We start from the raw sequence: 19,546 nt of genomic DNA, 5'->3' as shown, positions 1-19,546 counted from the left end.
GAGCCGAACGATGCGGCCTCCCGGGCCCAGCCTGATCCGTCAGAAGGGCCCTAGAGCCCGAACGGCTTGAGGATCCGGTCGAGTTCGGTGTCGAGCCGGTCCTGCACCTCGCGGTCGTACGTGTCCGCGTGGGCCAGGGTCGCCTGCTCGCCGTCGAAGAATCCGGCCGTCGCCTCGCCGCCCATCTCGCCTACGGCCAGGGCGAGTACGCCGGCCGCGCCGTCCTCGACGGAGTTCAGCGGACCGACCCCGGCCTCGCGGACCATCGCCGTGTCCATGTACGTCGCCGGGTGCACCGCGTTGACGTGGATGCCGGTGCCGGTCAGCTCGCGGGCGAGGGAGAAGGTGTGCGCGGCGAGACCGAACTTGGCGCGGCAGTACGCCTCCGTACCGGCGTAGTCGCGCGTGAACTCCAGGTCGTCGAAGTCGACGGGGGACTGGCCCAGGGAGCCGCAGTTCACCACCCGGGACGGCGCGTTGGCGCGCAGCGTGGGCAGCAGGGCGCGGGTGAGGGCGACGGGGGCGAGCAGGTTCACGGCGAGGCGCAGCTCGTGCCCGTCGGCGCTGACCTCGCGGCCCGCCCCCGGCTCCCCGAAGCCGACGCCCGCGTTGTTGACGAGGACGTCGAGGTCGGGGTGGGCGGCGGCGACGCGGGCGCCGAGGCCGCGGACCTGCTCCAGGGAGGCGAGGTCGGCGACGAAGCCCTCGGCGTGGCCGCCGGCCGCCCGCAGCTCCGCCACGAGCGCGTCCGTCCGTTTCCCGTCGCGTCCGTGGGCGAGGACGACGTGCCCGCCGCGGGCCAGCTCGAAGGAGAGGTGCCGGCCGAGGCCGGAGGTCGCGCCGGTGATCAGAATGGTGGCCATCCCTCCAGGCTAGGGCCTGTGCGCCGGGGGACGCGCAGGGTCAGGCCAGGCCCTCCTCGGTGAGGACCCGTTGGGCCACGCCGAACGCGGAGTTGGCGGCCGGTACGCCCACGTACACCGCGCACTGCTGCACCACGGCGCCGATCTCGTCCGTGGTGAGGCCGTTGCGGAGCGCGGCGCGCACGTGCATGCCGAACTCGTCGAGGTGGCCGTGGGCGACCAGCGCGGTCATCGTGACCATGCTGCGTTCGCGGCGGGAGAGCGTGGGGTCGGTCCAGATCTCGCCCCACGCGTACCGCGAGATGAAGTCCTGGAACCGGGCCGTGAACGGCGTCTGCTTGGCCTGCGCCCGGTCGACGTGCGCGTCGCCCAGTACCTCGCGGCGTACCTCCATGCCGCGCTTGGCGCCCGGCCCGAAGTGGGTGCGCAGCGCCCCGAGGACCGCCTCCGGGCGCTCGGCGGGGGCGAGGTGGGAGGCGCCGGACAGCTCGACGAGTTCGGCGTCCGGTACGGCGTCGGCGATCTCGCGCAGGTGCGCGGGCGGGGTGGCGGGGTCCTCGCGGCCGGCGATGAGGAGGGTGGGGACGGTGATCTCCGGGAGGCGGTCGCGCAGGTCGAACGCGGCGAGGGCGTCGCAGCAGGCGGCGTAGCCCTCCGGGGAGGCGTCGCGGTGGTCCCGCACGAGGCGCTCGTCGGTGAAACCGGGGGTGAACCAGCGGGAGGGCGCGTTGTCGGCGAGGCCGGCGAGTCCTTCCTCGCGGACGAGCGCGGCGCGGTCCTCCCAGTTCTTGGCGCCGCCGAAGTGGGCGGAGGAGCAGATCACGGCGAGGCGTGTGAGACGTTCCGGGTGGTGCGCCGCGAGGTGCAGGCCCACGGCTCCGCCGAGGGAGACGCCGGCGTAGGCGAAGCGGTCGATGCCGAGGTCGTCGGCGAGGGCGAGGACGAGGGCGGCGAGGTCGGCGACGGTGGCGCCCGCCGTGATCAGGTCGGCGGGCGATCCGCCGTGGCCGGGGAGGTCCCACCGCACGACGTGGTGGGCGATGGAGAGTTCGGGGGCGACCTTGTCCCACAGCGCGAGGCTCGTCCCGAGGGAGGGGGCGAGGAGCAGCGGGGGAGCGGTGGGCGAGCCCTCGGTGTGGTGGTGGAGACGGTGTGCGTTCATGGGTGGGCTCCCGGTCGTGGTGTGGACCTTGTGTTTCTTGGGCGGTCGTCTGCGTGCGGCCGTCCGTGGTCGGTGTCGCGCAGTTCCCCGCGCCCCTGTCTCCAGGGGCGCGGGGAACTGCGCAACGCCGGCCACGGGGGCCGAGGGGTGCGGTACCGGCCCGCCCCTGCGCAGCGCACGCAGTGCTTTCGGGAAGGGGTGGGGCGGGGTAGGGGCATGTCAGTGGCGGGTCAGGGCGCGGTCCACGAGGGCCCCCGCCGCGCCGGTGTAACGCGCGGGATCCAGCAGGTCGGCCACGTCCACCCCCGCCTCCTTGAGCACACGCTCGGACGCGAGGACGTCGGCCAAGCCGTGCCCCTCCTCCCGCGCCCTCCGCGCCGCACCCGCCAACAACTCCTTCGCCGGCCCCCGCCCCAGCACCCCCGACAACTCCGCCGACAACCGCTCCGACACGATCGCCCCACCGGTCATCGCCAGATGCGCCCGCATCGCATCCCCCCGCACCACGAGCCCACCCACCAACTCCGCCGCGTCCCGCGCCGCCCCGCCGACCACCCGCAACAGCTCCCGCAGCGTCCCCCACTCGGCATGCCACGCCCCGGCCGGCCGCTCGTCCTCCGCGGCCAGCGAACCGTACAGCGTCGCCGCGAGCGCCGGCGCCCGCCGGGCCGCGGCGGCGATCAGGGTGGAGCGGACCGGGTTCGCCTTGTGCGGCATCGCGGAGGACCCGCCGCCCGATCCCTCGGCCAGCTCGCCGATCTCCGTACGGGAGAGCACGAGGACATCCGCCGCGACCTTGCCGAGCGCACCCGCCGCGAAGGCCAGCGCTCCGGCCAGATCCGCCACCGGCGTCCGCAGGACGTGCCACGGCAACTCCGGTGCGGCGAGGTCGAGTTCGCGCGCGTAGGCCGTCACCAGCCCCAACGGGTCCCGCGCCCCGTACGCCTCGAAGGCCGCCAACGTGCCCGCCGCACCGCCCAGTTGCGCCGGAAGCGCGGCGCGTACGGCCCGCAGCCGGTCCCGCGCGTCGAGCGCGAGAGCGCGCCAGCCGGCCGCCTTGAGTCCGAACGTCGTCGGAACGGCCTGCTGGGTGAGCGTGCGGCCCGGCATCACCGTGTCCCGGTGATTCGATGCCAGTGATGCCAACGCCCCTTCCGCCGAGGTGAGTTCGGCGAGTACCGCGTCCAGCGTCCGCGCCGCCACCAGCATCAGCGCCGAATCCAGGATGTCCTGGCTCGTCGCCCCCCGGTGCACGTACGGCGCGTGCTCGGTGGGCACCGCGGCGGTGAGGTCGGCGACCAGCGGAATCACCGGATTGCCGCCGCCGCGCGCCCGGCGCGCCAGGTCCCGGACGTCGAAGCGGTCGGCGACGGCCGCCGCGGTGACCGCCTCGGCGGCCGCGGCGGGGGCGAGGCCGAGCGCGGACTGGGCCCGCGTCAGGCCCGCCTCCGCGTCCAACAGGGCCTGAAGAAAAGCCTCTTCGGACGTGGTGCGCTCGGTGGGCGCGTCCTCGCTGCCGGGGTCGAACAACGTCACGTGAACTCCAGGAAGACCGTCTCGCCCTCGCCCTGAAGGCGGATGTCGAAACGGTACGTGCCATCGGCCTGCCGCTGTGCGATCAGCGTGTCGCGGCGCGCGGGGTCGACCTGCTGGAGCACCGGATCGGTGCCCAGCGCCGCGTCGTCCGCGAAGTAGATCCGCGTGTACAGGTGGTGCAGCAGACCGCGGGAGAAGATCACCACGGCGAGGTACGGCGCCGAGGCGCCGCGCGCGCCGGGGCGCAGGGTGCGTACGGCCCAGTGCCCGTTCGCGTCCGTCTCGATGCGGCCCCAGCCGGTGAACTCCACGCCGTTGCGGCCCAGGTAGCCGCCGGTGAAGGGCTGGCGGCGCATCGAACCGTCGATGGTGGAGGCGTTGCCCTCGGGGTCCGCGCCCCACACCTCGACGAACGCGTCGGGGACCGGGTCGCCGTTGCCGTCGCGGACGTAGCCGTGCACGGCGATCGTGTCGGGGTGGCCGACCGGGGCGATGTCACCGCCGCCCTCGAAGGGCAGCGCGTAGCCGTACCAGGGGCCGACGGTGTGCGACGGGGTGGGCCGCACGGACTCGGGGTTGGTGGTGTCGATCTGCGTCATGGCTGGTCAGCGCCCTTCTTCCATCCAGGTGGCGTGCGGGCCGTCGAGGACGATGTCCCACTGGTAGCCCATCGAGAACTCCGGCACCGACTTCTCGTGCACATACGTGGCGACCAGGCGCTGGCGCGCCGCGTCGTCGGTCACCGACTGGAGGATCGGGTCGTACGGGAACAGGGGGTCGTTCGGGAAGTACATCTGCGTCACCAGGCGCTGGGTGAACGCCGAGCCGAACACGGAGAAGTGGATGTGCGCCGGGCGCCAGGCGTTGGTGTGCTGCGCCCACGGGTACGGGCCCGGCTGGATGGTCGTGAACTTGTACCAGCCGTCGTCGTCGGTCAGCGCGCGGCCGACACCCGTGAAGTTCGGGTCGAGCGGCGCGTCGTGCACCTCGATCTTGTGCGCGTAGCGGCCCGCAGAGTTGGCCTGCCACAGCTCGATCAGCTGACCGCGCAGCGGCCGCCCGTCGCGGTCGACCAGGCGGCCCTCGACGGTGATGCGCTCGCCTATGGGCTTGCCCGGGTGCTGGATCGTCAGATCGTTGTCGATCTTCGTGATGTCGCGCTCGCCGAAGGCGGGAGCGGTCAGCTCGATCAGCTCCGGGTCCTTGGAGACGTCGATGTTGATCGGTGGCTGCTTGGGGTGCCGGAAGGTGGAGGAACGGTACGGCGCGTAGTCGCGCCGCGGGTGGTCCTCGACGGGCGCCCCCTCGGCGAGGCCCTTGTAGTAGGCCTCGCGCCTGGCGGCGATCTCGAGGTCGATGTCGTGCTGGGTGAGAGCCATGAGGGCGGACCTTCCTAACGTTCCAGGACGAGGGCGAGGCCCTGGCCGACGCCGATGCAGAGCGTGGCGACGCCGACACCGGAGCCCTTGCGGGCGAGCTGGTGGGCGACCGTGCCGGCGAGCCGGGCGCCGGACGCGCCGAGCGGGTGGCCGAGCGCGATGGCGCCGCCCTGCGGGTTGAGGATCGCCGGGTCGAACGCGGGCCATTCGGCGACGCAGCCGAGGACCTGCGCGGCGAACGCCTCGTTCAGCTCCAGTGTCGACAGGTCGTCAAATCCCTTGCCGGCCTTGGCGAGCGCCCGGTTCGTGGCCTCGACCGGGGCGAGCCCGAAGTAGTGCGGGTCGATCGCGGAGACGCCGGTGGCGGAGATCCGGGCGAGCGGCTCGCGCCCGGTGGCCTTCAGCCCCTCCTCGTCGACGAGGAGCAGTGCGGCGGCGCCGTCGTTCAGCGGCGAGGCGTTGCCCGCCGTGACCGTGCCGCCGTCCGCGCGGAAGGACGGCTTGAGCTTCGCCATCGCTTCGAGCGAGGCCGAGGCGCGTACGGACTCGTCGGCGGTGACGACGGCCGGGTCGCCCTTGCGCTGCGGGATGGTGACCGGCGCGAGTTCGGCGTCCAAGTACCCGTTCTTCTGCGCTGCGGCGGCCTTCTGGTGGCTGGCGAGGGCGAACTCGTCCTGCTGCTCGCGCGTGATGCCGTGCTTGTCGGCGATGAGTTCCGCGGACTCGCCCAGCGGCACCGTCCACTGCGGCTCCATCCTCGGGTTGACCATGCGCCAGCCCAAAGTGGTGGAGTACATCGCGGTGTTGGTGGCCGGGAACGGCTTGTCGTTCTTCGGCAGCACGTAGGGTGCGCGGGTCATGGACTCGACGCCGCCCGCCACGGCGATCGACGCGTCGCCGACCGCGATGGCGCGGGCGGCCTGGACCACGGCTTCCAGGCCGGAGGCGCACAGCCGGTTCACGGTGACGCCCGGCACGGACGTGGGAAGCCCGGCGAGCAGCCCCGCCATACGGGCCACGTTGCGGTTCTCCTCGCCCGCCCCGTTGGCGTTGCCGACGTACACGTCCTCGATCCGGGACGGGTCCAACTGGGGCGTACGGGCGATCAGTTCACGGATCGCGTGCGCGGCGAGGTCGTCCGGGCGGACGGCCGCGAGGGCGCCGTTGTAGCGGCCGATGGGGCTGCGGACGGCGTCGACGATGTAGACGTCCTTGACGGTGCGGCTCACTTGGACTCCTCCGGGACACGTACCTTCGCGGCGGTCTTCTCGACGACCTCGTCGGCGCTCACGCCCGGCGCCAGCTCCACGAGCTCCAGGCCGTCATCGGTCACGTCGAGCACGGCGAGATCGGTGATGATCCGGTCGACGCAGCCCTTGCCGGTCAGCGGCAGCGAGCACTCCTCGACGATCTTCGGGGAGCCGTCCTTCGCGGTGTGCGTCATGGTGACCAGGACCGTACGGGCGCCGTGCACGAGGTCCATCGCACCGCCGATGCCGGTGATCATCTTGCCGGGCACGGCCCAGTTGGCGAGGTCGCCGCTCGCGGACACCTGCATGGCGCCGAGCACGGCGACGTCGATGTGGCCGCCGCGGATCATCCCGAAGGACAGCGCGGAGTCGAAGAACGAGGCGCCGGGCAGGACGGTGACCGTCTCCTTGCCCGCGTTGATCAGGTCGGGGTCGACGGCGTCGTCGGTGGGGTACGGGCCGGTGCCCAGGATGCCGTTCTCCGACTCCAGGATCACCTCGACGTCGCCGCCGAGGTAGTTGGGGATCAGCGTCGGCAGGCCGATGCCGAGGTTCACGTACTGGCCGTCGCGCAGCTCGCGGGCAGCGCGCGCGGCCATCTCTTCACGGGTCCAGGACATGGTTACTCACTCACCGTCCGCTTCTCGATGCCCTTGTCGACCGCCTGCTCCGGCGTCAGGGCGATGACGCGCTGCACGAAGATGCCCGGCAGGTGCACGGCGTCGGGCTCGATCTCGCCCGGCTCCACCAGCTCCTCCACCTCGGCGATGGTGATCCGTCCTGCCTGCGCGGCGAGGGGGTTGAAGTTCCGTGTGGACTTGTTGAAGACCAGGTTGCCGTGCCGGTCGCCCTTGGCGGCGCGCACCAGCGCGAAGTCGGTGCGGATGCCGCGCTCCAGGACGTACTCGACGCCGTCGAACTCGCGGACCTCCTTGGGCGGTGAGGCCTTCGCGACCCCGCCGCTGCCGTCGTAGCGCCAGGGGAGGCCGCCGTCGGCGACCTGGGTGCCGACGCCCGCCGGGGTGTAGAAGGCGGGGATGCCCGCGCCGCCCGAGCGCAGGCGCTCGGCGAGCGTGCCCTGCGGGATCATCTCGACCTCGATCTCGCCGCCCAGGTACTGGCGGGCGAACTCCTTGTTCCCGCCGATGTACGAGCCCGTGACGCGGCTGATCCGTCCGGCGCTCAGCAGGACGGCGAGGCCGGATTCCATGGCGCCGCAGTTGTTCGACACCACGGAGAGGTTCCCGGTGCCCTGGTCGTACAGGGCCTTGATCAGCACATTCGGCACTCCGCTCAAGCCGAACCCGCCGACCGCGAGCGACGCGCCGTCCCCCACATCGGCTACGGCCGCTGCGGCCGTGGCGACAACCTTGTCCATCCCTGCGAGCCTCATCTCCGCGAAGTGCTCAGCGCACTGAGCATTTTCTGGGTCCGGCTCACGTTGCCATCGGGTGTCTGAACCGTCAAGAGTTGCAAGGGAAAACCATGGATGTGCTCGACAATCCGGGGCGCGTTATCCGATCCTTGCTCAGTGCACGGCCGCTTTCAGCGGCGAACGACAGCAGACGGAGGACCGCCATGGCCGCGGTGGATCTGGCCGCCCATCCCGGGCATCTCGCCCGGCGGCTCCAGCAGGCGCACTATCTGCTGTGGAACACGATGGTCTCCGAGGAGATCACGTCTCCGCAGTTCGCGGTTCTCAACGCGCTGGTGGCGGAGCCGGGGCTCGACCAGCGGACCGTGGGGGAGCGGGTGGGCCTCGACCGGTCCACCATCGCGGAGGTGATCACGCGGCTCACGCGGCGTGAGCTGGTGGACAAGGTGCGGGATCCGAGGGACGGGCGGCGGTGGCTGCTGAGGCTGACGCCGGCGGGGTTGCGGACGCACAAGAAGCTCACGGTGCGGACGGCGCGGATGAATCAGGTGTTCCTGGCGCCGTTGGAGGCGGAGGAGCGGGTGGTGTTCTTCGATCTGATTCAGCGGGTGTGCGATGCGGCCGAAACCCTTCGGCATGCGCCCACCCTGGAGCCCACGGCTCCCTGACACCCACCCGTGCCTCACGCCCTGGGGCTCCGCCCCGGACCCCGCTGCTCAATCGCCGCAGGGGCTTGATGTGGACGGGCACATTCAGCCTCGCCGGCGTTTGAGGCGCGGGGTCCGGGGCGGAGCCCCGGGGTGCGGCCACGGGTGAGTGTCAGGAGTCGGTGAGGAGGAGCCAGACCGGGCCCGGGGCGAAGGGCACCGTGAACCTCGTACCGTCCGACGGAGTCCCACGCTCCCACCCCGCGTCGTATGAGCGCCCGTCCCGGAGGACCACCGCCCGCCCCTCCCCAACCGTCCGCGACAACGGCGACACGTTCCCGGACCGGTCGTGGAACCGCGACGACTCGACGTCCACGTACTGCACCACGACCGTCGACGCGCCGAGCCGCTCCCCGCCCACCACCGTCGCCGCCCGCCCGTCCATGCCGACCAGCCACCGCCCCCGCTCCGCCGACCAGTCGAACCGGAACCGCGCCGCAGGAAACCGCACCGTGCGCGACGCCTCCGCCCGGCCGCCCTCGGGCACCCGCTCCGCGAACTCGAACCCGGCGAGCTTCCCCGCGTGCACCCCCGCCGCGGGTTCCCCCAGCTTCGCCGGACGCAGGTACAGATTGTGCGGCGCGGGCCTGTCGGAGCCGCGGAAGTACGCTCCGGCCCCCGCGCCCCGCCCCGGCGGCACCGCCGTCAGCGGCGCCGCCTCGATCGACGGCCGCAGCGCGCTCTGCGCCCCCGAGTAGGCGAGCGTGGGCCGGTCGAACTGGCGCAACAGCTCCAGGTCGGTCTCGCGGGCGCTGCGCACCGGCCCGACCACGTCCGGCAGCCGCGAGCCGAACACCGCCATCAGCCGGCTCAGCCCCGCCTCGACCTGCTCGACGTACACGATGTCGGCCTCGTCGATCCCGGTCTGCGGGCGCGCGGGCCCCACGTTGTCGATCTTCACGGCGAGCAGTGGCGCCCGCGTCGACGCCGAGCCTCCGTCCCCGGGCAGCCGGTTCGGCGTACAGGCCGCCGCGAACAGCCCGAGACAGCCGGCCACGACCGTGCGTCTGCGCACGCGCATCTCGTCCACGGCCTCTGCATACCCGGGAGCGCGCCCCGTTCACCCCGCGGCGCGCCACTCCGTCAGCGCAGCACGTCCGCCAGGTCGAAGGACACCGGCTCCTCCAACTGCGCGTACGTACAGCTCTCCGGGGTCCGGTCCGGGCGCCAGCGCCGGAAACGGGCCGTGTGGCGAAAACGCGCGCCGTTCTCCATGTGCTCGTACGCCACCTCGGCCACGAGCTCGGGCCGCAGCGCCACCCACGAGAGGTCCTTCTTGCCGGTCCAGCGGCTGGTGGCCCCCGGCATCCGCCGCCCCTCGTGCGCCGCCTCCTCCGTCCACGCCGCCCACGGGTGGCCCTCGGCGGCCTCCATGCGCAGCGGCTCCAGCTCGGCCACCAGCTCCGTACGCCGCTTCATCGTGAACGCCGCGCAGACCCCGACGTGCTGGAGCGCGCCCTCGTCGTCGTACAGGCCGAGCAGCAGCGAGCCGACGACCGGGCCGCTCTTGTGGAAGCGGTACCCGGCGACGACGCAGTCCGCGGTCCGCTCGTGCTTGATCTTGAGCATGACGCGTTCGTCCGGCCGGTAGCGCAGGGTGAGCGGCTTGGCGACGACGCCGTCCAGGCCCGCGCCCTCGTACTGCTCGAACCAGGTCTCGGCCAGCTCCTGGTCCGTCGTCGCGGGCGCGAGGTGCAGGGGCGCCGAGGCGCCCGCGAGCGCCTGTTCGAGCAGGGCCCGGCGGTCGGTCAGCGGCAGCTCGACCGTGGACTCGGAGCCCAGCGCCAGCACGTCGAAGGCCACGAAGGAGGCGGGCGTGCGCTCGGCCAGGGTCTTCACCCGGGAGGCCGCCGGGTGGATGCGCTCGGTGAGCGCGTCGAAGTCCAGCCGCCCGTCCCGCGCGATCACGATCTCCCCGTCGAGTACGCAGCGCTCCGGCAGCCGCTCGGCCAAAGCCGCCACCAGCTCGGGAAAATACCTGGTCAGAGACTTGGTGGTGCGGCTCGTGAGCTCGATCTCCGGACCGTCGCGGAACACGATCGCCCGGAAGCCGTCCCACTTCGCCTCGTAGTGCATCCCGGCGGGGATCGCGGCGGCGGACTTGGCGAGCATCGGCTTGACCGGCGGCATCACGGGAAGATCCATGCACCGATTCTGTCCGCTGTCGCCGCACATCGCCCGGTATGCGAACTACGTCCTTTCGGCCTAGCGTGAGCGCATGGGCGGCAAGGGCGCAGGCGCGGCGGTGGAACTGGAAGCGGGCGGACGGGCGGTACGGCTGTCCAGCCCGGACAAGGTGTACTTCCCGGACAGCGGGAAGGCGGCGTACACCAAGCTCGACGTCGCGAACTACTTCCTCGCGGTCGGCGACGGCATCCTGCGGGCCCTGCGCGACCGGCCCACCACACTGGAGCGCTACCCCGAGGGCGTGACCGGCGAGTCCTTCTACCAGAAGCGGGCGCCGAAGAACCTGCCCGACTGGATTCCGACCGCCACCATCACCTTCCCGTCGGGCCGCACCGCCGACGAGATGTGCCCCACGGAGATCGCCGCGGTGGTGTGGGCCGCGCAGTACGGCACGCTCACCTTCCACCCCTGGCCCGTGCGCCGGGACGATCCCGACCACCCCGACGAGCTGCGCATCGACCTCGATCCGCAGCCCGGCACCGACTACGCCGACGCGGTGCACGCCGCCCGTGAACTACGGTCCGTGCTGCACGACTTCGGCGGCCTGCGCGGCTGGCCGAAGACCTCCGGCGGACGCGGCCTGCACGTCTTCGTACCCATCGAACCGCGCTGGACCTTCACCGAGGTGCGCCGCGCCGCCATCGCCTGCGGCCGTGAACTGGAGCGCAGGATGCCCGAGTTCGTCACCACGGCCTGGTGGAAGGAAAAGCGCGGCGAGCGCATCTTCGTCGACTACAACCAGACGGCCCGCGACCGCACCATCGCCTCCGCCTACTCGGTCCGCGCCCGCCCGCACGCCCCGGTCTCCGCGCCGCTCACCTGGGACGAGGTCGGCGACGCGCTGCCCCGCGACTTCGACATCGTCTCCATGCCCAAGCGGTACGCCGACGTGGGCGACGTGCACGCCGACATGGACCGGGAGAGGTATTCGCTGGACGCCCTCCTGGAGCTGGCCGACCGCGACGAGAAGGACCGCGGCCTGGGCGACATGCCGTATCCGCCCGAGTACCCGAAGATGCCCGGCGAGCCGAAACGGGTGCAGCCGAGCCGCGCCAGACACGAGCCCGAGGACGCCGGTTGAGTGAGCGGCCCCTCCGGGAGGTGAGCCGTCCGTCCCGCGAGGCGGGCCGCCCGCTCCACCGCCTGCGGCTGTGCCGTGCGCCGGCGACGCGCCGTACCTCCGGGCTGCCGGGCCAGTGCCTCGCGCGCTCCGACGCGCGTCCTGCCGACGGCAGTTGACCGGGCGTCAGGCTGGGGGCGGGAACGGCGCGGCCGTGCCTCCCCGCTCCGGTACCGTGCCGCGCTGCTTCCCGCCCTCACGGGCCGCGCCGCGAAGCCCGTCACGCTCACCGGGGCCGACTCGCCCGCCAACATCGCCCGCTTCCTGCTCGGCGGCCGCGGACCGCTCACCTCCAACGTCGGCGAGGCCGTCGCCTTCCTCGCGACCCGTCCCGAACTCGCCGCTCCCGACATCGAGTTGATCTACGCGCCCGTACCGTTCGTGAACCACGGCCTCCAGGCGCCCACCGAGCACGGCCTCACCGTCGGCGTGGTCCTGCTCCAGCCCAGGAGCGAGGGCCGCGTCACCCCGACGGGCCGGGACTCGGAGGTACGGATCGACCCGGGCTACCTGACCGACGAGGAGGACCTGCGCACCCTCGTCGCCGGGGTGCGCCGCGCCGAGGAGATCCTCGCCGACGGCGCCCTCGCGGGGCACCACACCGGGCCGATGGGCGGTTACCCCGGCGTCGTCGACGACGAGGCGCTCGTCCGCTCGGTGCGCGCCACCGCCGAGACCCTCTACCACCCCGTCGGCACCTGCCGGATGGGCGCCGACGAGGGCTCGGTCACCGACCCCCGGCTGCGGGTGCGCGGCACCGAGGCCCTGCGCGTCGTCGACGCCTCCGTCATGCCGCGCATCACGCGCGGCCACACGCACGCGCCGACGGTCGCCCTCGCGGAGCGGGCCGCCGACCTGATCCGCGAGGACGCCACCAAGTAGCGCGCCCGTAAGGGGAGTTACGAGCCCACGCTCACCGTGAACCGGCGCGGGTTGCCGTCGTGCGCCGCGCCGGACACGTCCGGCTGCCCCTCGGCCTGTACGTCGTCGTAGGGGAACGCGTAGCCGATGGGGGAGTTGGCGTGCACGATGCGCGACCAGTGGTTGGTCGTGGCGTCCTGGTAGTAGTCCGCGGACGTCAGACCGTTGGGCTGCGAGGTGTGCGTGAGCATGATGCTGCGGTTGAACCCGGCGGCCAGGCGGGACAGGATGCCCTTCTTGTCGTCGGAGTCGTCCGGGTTGTTGGCGAACGGCCCGTGGTTGCAGGTGAAGATGTCCTTCGAGGACGGCTTGGCGAAGGTGTGGCCGCCGTTGAAGGTGAGCGTGTCGCCGCTGACCCGGCCCGTGAAGGTGCCGCGCCCGCCCTGGAGATCGATCGTGAGGTCCGTCGAGGCGTACTTCTCCCACACCTGGTCGATGTAGGCGCCCCACACGTCGCGGAACGGCATCTCGTCGGGGCGGTCGAAGTACGGCGCCATGAGGTTCTGCGGGGAGATCGCGCGCAGCACCTTGCCGTCGTCGCCCTTGATGACGAGCTTGTCCCAGGGCTGCCCGTCCTTGGCGGCCTGCGCCGCGAGGTCGGCGGCGATCTTGTCGATGGCGCCCTCCGGGAACGGCGCGACGGTGTGCGTGGCGTCGCCCTCCAGCTTCAGCCCGATGGGCAGGGCCGTGACCAGGTCGACGTAGCTGATGTTGGCGTACAACTGCTCGGAGTTGAAGGTGAATTCGGCGAACGCCCAGGTCTTGCCGTAGTTCGCGTCCTCCTTCGTGGCGAAGGCCGGCTCGACCAGCGAGGGGCCCGGGTTGAGGAAGAATTCGAGCGTGTCGTCGCGGACGAAGTAGACGCGGGCGCCGTACATCTGAGGCAGCGTCACCACCTTCGGCGCGGAGCCGGCGGCGCCGAGCGGTATGGCGCAGTCGACGGGCAGCGGGGTCTGCGGGGCGCTCGGTGACTCGGGACGGTAGACGCTGCCGTCGGAGCGCAGCAGCACCCAGTTGCCGGTCGCGCCGTCGTGGCCCGTGACGTAGGCGTGCACCGTGCCGGTCAACGACTTGTTCTCCAGGGCGAGTTCGCACGTGGCCGGTGCGGCGCCCGCGGTCCAGGAGGGGACGGTGAGCGCCGCGGCGGCGGTGGCGAGACCGGCACCGGTGCCGACGAGGAATTTTCTGCGCGAGATCACGAGGGGCACTCCCTGAATGTGGGGGGTGTGTGGGGGAGCCCTACTGTGGCGAGGGTGGCCACAGGCGTCAATACTTTTCGCAGAGAGCGCTCTCAGAAATTGTTTGCGTTCAACTGTTGAAGACGGAGCGTTCGCTTCCTCTGGTCTGAACCATCGCAGGTCAGAGTGGTGCGAGGGCGATTGTCAGTGCCCGGTGGAAGACTCGGCAGTCCGGTAGAGGAAACCCTCGACGAGGAGGGCAAGACCATGATCACAACGGAGTTCGTGAACGGCGCGCCGAACTGGCTGGACCTCGGCACCCCCGACATGGACGGCGCGATCTCGTTCTACGGAGGCCTCTTCGGCTGGACGTTCCAGTCGGCGGGCCCCGAGGCGGGTGGCTACGGGATGTTCCAGCTCGACGGCAGGACCGTCAGCGGGGCCATGACCGTCACGCCCGAGCAGGGCGGGCCCGGCTGGTCCGTGTACTTCCAGAGCGGGGACGCGGACGCGACGGCGAAGGCGGTCGAGCAGGCGGGCGGCAGCGCGCTGCTTCAGCCGATGGACGTCTTCGACCTGGGCCGGATGGCCATCTTCACCGACTCGGCGGGCGCCTCCTTCGGCATCTGGCAGCCGGGGAAGAACAAGGGGCTCGAGTACACCCGGGACGACGGCGGGCTGAACTGGGTGGAGCTGTACACCCCGGACGTGCCCGCGGCGAAGCGGTTCTACGGCTCGGTCTTCGACTGGGGCGCCTTCGACGTCGAGTTCCCCGGCGGTTCCTACACGACGGTCAACCCGCCGGGCACGGACGAGAACGCGATGTTCGGCGGGATGGTCCCGCTCCAGAGCGACCCCGTGGAGGCCCCGGCGGGCCCGCACTGGACGCCGTACATCCACGTCCCGGACGTGGACGCGACGGCGGACCGGACGCAGGAGCTGGGCGGGACGGTGCGGGGTGAGCCGGTCAGCATTCCCGGTGTCGGGCGGATCGCGAAGCTGGCGGATCCGTACGGGGCGCCTTTCGCGGTGCTGAAGGGTGACCCCGAGCAGAAGTGACCGTGCGGGGGCCGGGGCGGAGGTCGGGGCGAGGGGTCGGGGCCGGGTGTCGCGGCGTCCGGGTGTCGTCCGTTGATTCGGCGTTGATCAAACGTTTTTCGGGGGGCGGCAGGCTGGGCCGCATGTACGCGAACACGACCCTCGCGCCTGCCGGCCCCACCTGGCGGGACCAGGCGCTGTGCGCCCAGACCGGTGCCGACTTCTTCTTTCCGGAGCCGGGGAGCTCCGTGCGGGAGGCCAAGGAGATTTGTGGCCTCTGTGAGATGCGGCGGAGTTGTTTGGAGTATGCGTTGGAGAACGATGAGCGGTTCGGGGTGTGGGGTGGGATGTCGGAGAAGGAGCGGGAGCGCCTCCGGCGGGGGTGACGAGGGCGTGGCCGCCCGGGGCGTGATCTGTGGCGGTCGGCCGCCCCCCTGCGTCGCGGGGCTCCGCCCCGGACCCCGCTCCTCAATCGCCGGAGGGGCTTGATTTACCCGGACTCTGCTTCATGGGTGCGGAGGGGCTTGATGTGGCCGGGCGCTGCTCCATGGGTGCGGAGGGGCTTGAAATGCCCTGGAGCGCTACGACGCCGCTCGCGCCGCCATGCGGGCCTTTCGGGCCGCCAGCTTCTCGTCGAACTTGGAGGCTTCGGTGTCGAGGCCGTTCATGAAGAGGCCGAGTTCCTCTTGGGCCTTGAGGCCCTCGGGGCCGAGGCCGTCGATGTCCATGACCTTGAGGAAGCGCAGGACGGGCTGGATCACGTCGTCGTGGTGGATGCGGAGGTTGTAGACCTCGCCGATCGCCATCTGCGCCGCCGCGCGCTCGAAGCCGGGGATGCCGTGGCCGGGCATGCGGAAGTTGACGACGACGTCGCGGACGGCCTGCATGGTCAGGTCGGGGGCGATCTCGAAGGCGGCCTTGAGCAGGTTGCGGTAGAAGACCATGTGCAGGTTCTCGTCCGTGGCGATTCGGGAGAGCATGCGGTCGCAGACCGGGTCGCCGGACTGGTGGCCGGTGTTGCGGTGCGAGATACGGGTGGCCAGCTCCTGGAAGGAGACGTAGGCGACCGAGTGCAGCATCGAGTGCCGGTTGTCCGACTCGAAGCCCTCGCTCATGTGCGACATGCGGAAGGCTTCCAGCTTGTCGGGGTCGACGGCGCGCGAGGCGAGCAGGTAGTCGCGCATCACGATGCCGTGCCGCCCCTCCTCGGCCGTCCAGCGGTGCACCCACGTGCCCCACGCGCCGTCGCGGCCGAACAGCGAGGCGATCTCGTGGTGGTAGCTGGGGAGGTTGTCCTCGGTGAGGAGGTTGACGATGAGGGCGGTGCGGCCGATCTCGGTGACCTTCGACTGCTCCTTGGACCACGCCTCGCCGTCCTCGAAGAACTCGGGGAAGTTGCGGGCGTCGGACCACGGCACGTAGTCGTGCGGCATCCAGTCCTTGGCGACCTTCAGGTGCCGGTTGAGCTCCTGTTCCACGACTTCTTCCAGCGCGTGGAGCAGGCGGGCGTCGGTCCATGTGGTCGACGAGCCGAGGCGGGGGGAGATGACGGTCACGGGGGCTCCTGGGGGACGGAGGTAATGCGAGCGGAGATACCTACGGTGTCGTAGGTTACGTTGCCGTAGGTTAAGCGCCCCATAAAGATCGTTGTTACGCGTGGAGCTCCCGCAGTCGAACTGAGAGACAGGTCACACAGCCTTCGAGCTTCTCGAACTCGGAGATGTCCACCAGAACCGGCTGGTATCCCAGGTCCGCGAAGAGCTCCGCCGACTTCGGCGCGCTCTCGGCCATGAGCAGCCGGTCGTCGCCCAGCAGCACCACATGCGCCCCCGATTCCTCGGGCACCGGGAGGAAGCGCGGGAACAGGGAGGGGTGCTCCACCAGCGGCGGATGGCCGATCACCGTGCCGTCCGGCAGCGCCGTCACCGCCGACTTCAGGTGCAGCACCTTGCTGAGCGGCACCGCGACCACCCGCGCGCCGAGCGGCTCGAAGACGGCGCGCAACTGGGCCACGCCCGCCGCGTTCGTGCGCCCGCCGCGCCCTACGTAGATCGTGTCGCCGACCTTCAGTACGTCGCCGCCGTCCAGTGTGCCCGGTTCCCACACCCAGTTGACGGAGGCGCCGAGCCGCGCGACCGCCTCCTCGACGCCCGGCGTCTCCGGGCGCCGCGGCTCGGCGCCGGACCGGGTGATGAGTGCCACGTTCCGGAAGATCACCACGGTGTCCTCCACGAACACCGCGTCCGGGCACAGGTCGACCGGTTCCACCAGGAACGTCTCCCAGCCGTGCGCCTCCAGGGCGCCCACGTACCCCTGCCACTGCTCCTGCGCCTTCGCGGCGTCGACCGGGGTCCGCTCGATGTGGGTGACGAGCCCGTCGGCGATGCGCGGTCCGGGGCGGCGGACGAGGGCCTTCTTGCTGGGCACGGCGTACTCCATGGTGAAGAAATGGGGTGACGGCGCACATCATGCACAGGACGACACGTGTCGCGGAATCCCCTGTTACGCGGCCGTCACCGCCCCCTCACTCCGCCCGCCCGCCCCCGCGACGGCCCGCCGCAGGTGCTCCGCCGTGAACGAGCCGTCCGCGCGCAGGAGTTGGGCCGGTGTGCCCTCGAAGAGCACCTCGCCGCCGTGCCGGCCGCCCTCGGGGCCCATGTCGATGATCCAGTCCGCCCGCCGGATCACGTCGAGGTTGTGCTCGACGACCAGGACGCTGTTGCCCGCGTCGACGAGCCGGTCGAGCAGCGCCACGAGACCGTCCACGTCGGCCATGTGCAGGCCGGTGGTCGGCTCGTCGAGGACGTAGGTCGCCGCGGTCCGGTGCAGCTGGGTCGCCAGCTTGATGCGCTGGCGCTCGCCGCCGGACAGCGTGCTGAGCGGCCGGCCGAGCGTCAGGTAGGTGAGGCCGACCTCGTGCAGGGCCCGCAGCCGACGGCGCACGCCCGGCTCGTCCAGGTCGGCGAAGTAGTCCAGGGCCTGCGCGGCCGTCATGTCGAGCACGTCCGCCACGGACCGCCCCCGCACGGTGAGGGCGAGCACCTCGTCCTTGAAGCGCCGCCCGTCGCACGCCGCGCACACCGTGGTCACCGGGTCCATGAACGCCAGGTCGCTGTGGATCACGCCGCGCCCCTCGCAGCTCTCGCACGCGCCGCCCGAGTTGAAGCTGAACAGGCCCGGCCGCGTGCCCGTCTCGCGCGCGAACACCTTCCGTACGGTGTCCATGATCCCGAGGTATGTCGCCGGGGTGGACCGCCCCGAGATCCCGATGGACGACTGGTCGACGACCACCGCCTCCGGGTGCGCGGCCAGGAACGCGCCCGCGACCAGGGAGCTCTTGCCGGATCCCGCGACCCCCGTGACGGCCGTGAGCACCCCGGTCGGCACGCGTACGGTGACGTCCTTGAGGTTGTGGAGCCGGGCGCCCTCGATCCGCAGGTGACCGGTGGCCGGGCGCGGGTCCGTCTTCACGCCGCCCGTGCGGCGCAGGCAGCGTCCGGTGAGGGTGTCCGCGCGGCGCAGCGCGTCCGGCGTGCCCTCGAACACCACGCGCCCGCCGTCGGCGCCGCCCGCCGGTCCCATGTCGACGACGTGGTCGGCGACGGCGATGACATCGGGGTCGTGCTCGACGACGAGCACGGTGTTGCCCTTGTCGCGCAGGCGCAGCAGCAGCTCGTTCAGGCGCCCCACGTCGCGCGGGTGCAGGCCGACACTCGGCTCGTCGAAGATGTACGTCATCCCGGTCAGGCTGGAGCCCAGGTGCCGCACGGTCTTCAGGCGCTGGCCCTCGCCGCCGGAGAGCGTCGACGTCTCCCGGTCCAGGCTGAGATAGCCGAGGCCGATCGCCTCGATGCGCTCCAGCGCGGTGACGGTGGCGTCGGCGATCGGTCCGGCCACGGGGTCGTCGATGCGGCGCAGCACCGGGATCAGCTCGCTGACCTCCATGCGCGTGCACGCGGCGATGCCCAGGCCCTCGACGCGGGTGGCGAGCGCGGCGGCGTTCAGACGTGCCCCGTCGCAGGCCAGGCAGGTGCCCTCCGTCAGGAACCGGCCCACCAGGTCGCGGGTGCGCTGGCTCAGTGTCGACAGGTCCCGGTTGAGGTACAGCCGCTCGAAGCGGTCGGCGAGCCCTTCGAAGTCGATGTCGCGACGGCCGCCCGTGTTGGCGACGTTGACCTTCGCGTCCCGCCCGCGCATCAGGAACTCCCGCTCGGCGGCAGTGAATTCACCCACCGGCTTGCCGGTGTCGAGGTCGGTGGTTTCGGTGTACGTCTGCCCCTGCCAGGTCCCGACGGCGAACGGCGGGAACAGGATCGCGCCGTCCGCCAGGGACTTCGACGGATCGAGGATGCGGTCGTAGTCGGGCCGCACCGTGCGCCCGAGCCCGTCGCACCGCGGGCACATCCCGCTCGGGTCGTTGAACGAGTACGCGGTCGCGGGCCCCGCGCTCGGTGTCCCGTACCGCGAGAACAGCACGCGGATCACCGAGTACACGTCGGTCATGGTGCCGACCGTGGACCGGGAGTGCCCGCCGATCGGCTTCTGGTCGACGACGATCGCGGGCGTCAGCTCCTCCAGGGCGTCCGCGTGCGGCTTCTCGAACTTGGGCAGCCGGTTGCGGACGTACCAGGTGTACGTCTCGCCCAGCTGGCGCTGCGACTCCACGGCGATGGTGTCGAAGACGACGGAGGACTTGCCGGAGCCGCTCACCCCCGTGAAGACGGTGAGCCGCTCCTTCGGGATGTGCAGGGTGACGTCCCGGAGGTTGTTCTCGCGAGCGCCGACGATGTGCAAGTACGTCATGACAGCGACGCTAGGCGGAATACCCGA

Annotated in this window: 19 protein-coding genes; 5 read left to right on the top strand and 14 right to left on the bottom strand. The window is 71.7% G+C overall.

Going from position 1 to position 19,546, the window contains the following annotated elements:
- Positions 1-50 precede the first annotated feature (50 nt).
- From ACYBSK_RS24730 to ACYBSK_RS24695, 8 genes are all read right to left on the bottom strand, one after another.
- A complete protein-coding gene (locus tag ACYBSK_RS24730; protein ID WP_460243371.1) occupies positions 51-863 on the bottom strand; it encodes an SDR family NAD(P)-dependent oxidoreductase in 813 nt (270 codons plus the stop codon).
- Positions 864-903: 40 nt separating this feature from the next.
- Positions 904-2,025, bottom strand: coding sequence for a bifunctional 3-oxoadipate enol-lactonase/4-carboxymuconolactone decarboxylase PcaDC (gene pcaDC, locus ACYBSK_RS24725; protein WP_460243370.1), 1,122 nt, complete (start codon positions 2,023-2,025; stop codon positions 904-906).
- A 219-nt stretch (positions 2,026-2,244) separates the two neighbouring features.
- Complete coding sequence (gene pcaB / locus ACYBSK_RS24720; protein ID WP_460243369.1) at positions 2,245-3,561, bottom strand: 3-carboxy-cis,cis-muconate cycloisomerase; 1,317 nt, start codon at positions 3,559-3,561, stop codon at positions 2,245-2,247.
- Positions 3,558-4,160 carry a protocatechuate 3,4-dioxygenase subunit alpha gene (pcaG, locus tag ACYBSK_RS24715; protein ID WP_457479404.1) on the bottom strand — a complete coding sequence of 201 codons (603 nt, stop codon included), beginning with the start codon at positions 4,158-4,160 and terminating at the stop codon, positions 3,558-3,560. The genes pcaB and pcaG overlap by 4 nt, the downstream gene beginning before the upstream one ends.
- Before the next feature lie 6 nt (positions 4,161-4,166).
- Entirely contained in the window at positions 4,167-4,940 is a 774-nt protein-coding gene (gene pcaH, locus ACYBSK_RS24710; RefSeq protein ID WP_457479403.1) for a protocatechuate 3,4-dioxygenase subunit beta, read from the bottom strand.
- 14 nt (positions 4,941-4,954) lie between these two features.
- Entirely contained in the window at positions 4,955-6,169 is a 1,215-nt protein-coding gene (locus ACYBSK_RS24705) for a thiolase family protein (RefSeq protein WP_460243368.1), read from the bottom strand.
- Positions 6,166-6,810 carry a CoA transferase subunit B gene (locus ACYBSK_RS24700; protein WP_460243367.1) on the bottom strand — a complete coding sequence of 215 codons (645 nt, stop codon included), beginning with the start codon at positions 6,808-6,810 and terminating at the stop codon, positions 6,166-6,168. The genes ACYBSK_RS24705 and ACYBSK_RS24700 overlap by 4 nt, the downstream gene beginning before the upstream one ends.
- A 2-nt stretch (positions 6,811-6,812) precedes the next feature.
- Positions 6,813-7,568, bottom strand: coding sequence for a CoA transferase subunit A (locus ACYBSK_RS24695; RefSeq protein ID WP_460243366.1), 756 nt, complete (start codon positions 7,566-7,568; stop codon positions 6,813-6,815).
- A 200-nt stretch (positions 7,569-7,768) separates the two neighbouring features.
- Between ACYBSK_RS24695 and ACYBSK_RS24690 the strand changes: the two genes are divergently transcribed.
- Positions 7,769-8,233, top strand: coding sequence for a MarR family winged helix-turn-helix transcriptional regulator (locus tag ACYBSK_RS24690; protein ID WP_460243365.1), 465 nt, complete (start codon positions 7,769-7,771; stop codon positions 8,231-8,233).
- A 151-nt stretch (positions 8,234-8,384) separates the two neighbouring features.
- Here the strand turns inward: ACYBSK_RS24690 and ACYBSK_RS24685 are convergent, their stop codons facing one another.
- A complete protein-coding gene (locus ACYBSK_RS24685) occupies positions 8,385-9,293 on the bottom strand; it encodes a DUF3048 domain-containing protein (protein WP_457481844.1) in 909 nt (302 codons plus the stop codon).
- A gap of 62 nt (positions 9,294-9,355) precedes the next feature.
- A complete protein-coding gene (locus ACYBSK_RS24680) occupies positions 9,356-10,417 on the bottom strand; it encodes an ATP-dependent DNA ligase (protein ID WP_460243364.1) in 1,062 nt (353 codons plus the stop codon).
- Between the two features lie 73 nt (positions 10,418-10,490).
- Between ACYBSK_RS24680 and ligD the strand changes: the two genes are divergently transcribed.
- Both ligD and ACYBSK_RS24670 read left to right on the top strand, forming a co-directional pair.
- Complete coding sequence (ligD, locus tag ACYBSK_RS24675; protein ID WP_457479397.1) at positions 10,491-11,540, top strand: non-homologous end-joining DNA ligase; 1,050 nt, start codon at positions 10,491-10,493, stop codon at positions 11,538-11,540.
- A gap of 75 nt (positions 11,541-11,615) precedes the next feature.
- Complete coding sequence (locus tag ACYBSK_RS24670) at positions 11,616-12,461, top strand: GMC family oxidoreductase (RefSeq protein WP_460243363.1); 846 nt, start codon at positions 11,616-11,618, stop codon at positions 12,459-12,461.
- Positions 12,462-12,478: 17 nt separating this feature from the next.
- On the opposite strand, the gene ACYBSK_RS24665 is transcribed toward ACYBSK_RS24670, so the two are convergent.
- Positions 12,479-13,699 (bottom strand): glycoside hydrolase family 64 protein, encoded by a 1,221-nt coding sequence (locus ACYBSK_RS24665; RefSeq protein ID WP_460243362.1) that lies wholly within the window; start codon positions 13,697-13,699, stop codon positions 12,479-12,481.
- Between the two features lie 246 nt (positions 13,700-13,945).
- On the opposite strand from ACYBSK_RS24665, the gene ACYBSK_RS24660 reads away from it, so the two are divergent.
- Both ACYBSK_RS24660 and ACYBSK_RS24655 read left to right on the top strand, forming a co-directional pair.
- Entirely contained in the window at positions 13,946-14,737 is a 792-nt protein-coding gene (locus tag ACYBSK_RS24660; RefSeq protein WP_460243361.1) for a VOC family protein, read from the top strand.
- Between the two features lie 122 nt (positions 14,738-14,859).
- Positions 14,860-15,102: a WhiB family transcriptional regulator gene (locus ACYBSK_RS24655; protein WP_457479393.1), complete on the top strand. Its 243-nt coding sequence runs from the start codon at positions 14,860-14,862 to the stop codon at positions 15,100-15,102.
- A 195-nt stretch (positions 15,103-15,297) separates the two neighbouring features.
- Here ACYBSK_RS24655 and ACYBSK_RS24650 read toward each other — a convergent pair whose 3' ends face one another.
- From ACYBSK_RS24650 to ACYBSK_RS24640, 3 genes are all read right to left on the bottom strand, one after another.
- Positions 15,298-16,272: an acyl-ACP desaturase gene (locus ACYBSK_RS24650; protein ID WP_457479392.1), complete on the bottom strand. Its 975-nt coding sequence runs from the start codon at positions 16,270-16,272 to the stop codon at positions 15,298-15,300.
- 94 nt (positions 16,273-16,366) lie between these two features.
- Positions 16,367-17,143, bottom strand: a complete 777-nt coding sequence (gene ddaH, locus ACYBSK_RS24645) for a dimethylargininase (RefSeq protein WP_460243360.1) — start codon at positions 17,141-17,143, stop codon at positions 16,367-16,369.
- Between the two features lie 75 nt (positions 17,144-17,218).
- On the bottom strand, positions 17,219-19,519 hold the full coding sequence (locus ACYBSK_RS24640) for an ATP-binding cassette domain-containing protein (protein ID WP_460243359.1): 2,301 nt from the start codon (positions 19,517-19,519) through the stop codon (positions 17,219-17,221).
- Positions 19,520-19,546: the final 27 nt, after the last annotated feature.

It is taken from the genome of Streptomyces sp. BYX5S, assembly GCF_054724165.1.
Note: the sequence above shows the minus strand (reverse complement) of the source record. Positions and strands in the feature narration are given on the sequence as shown.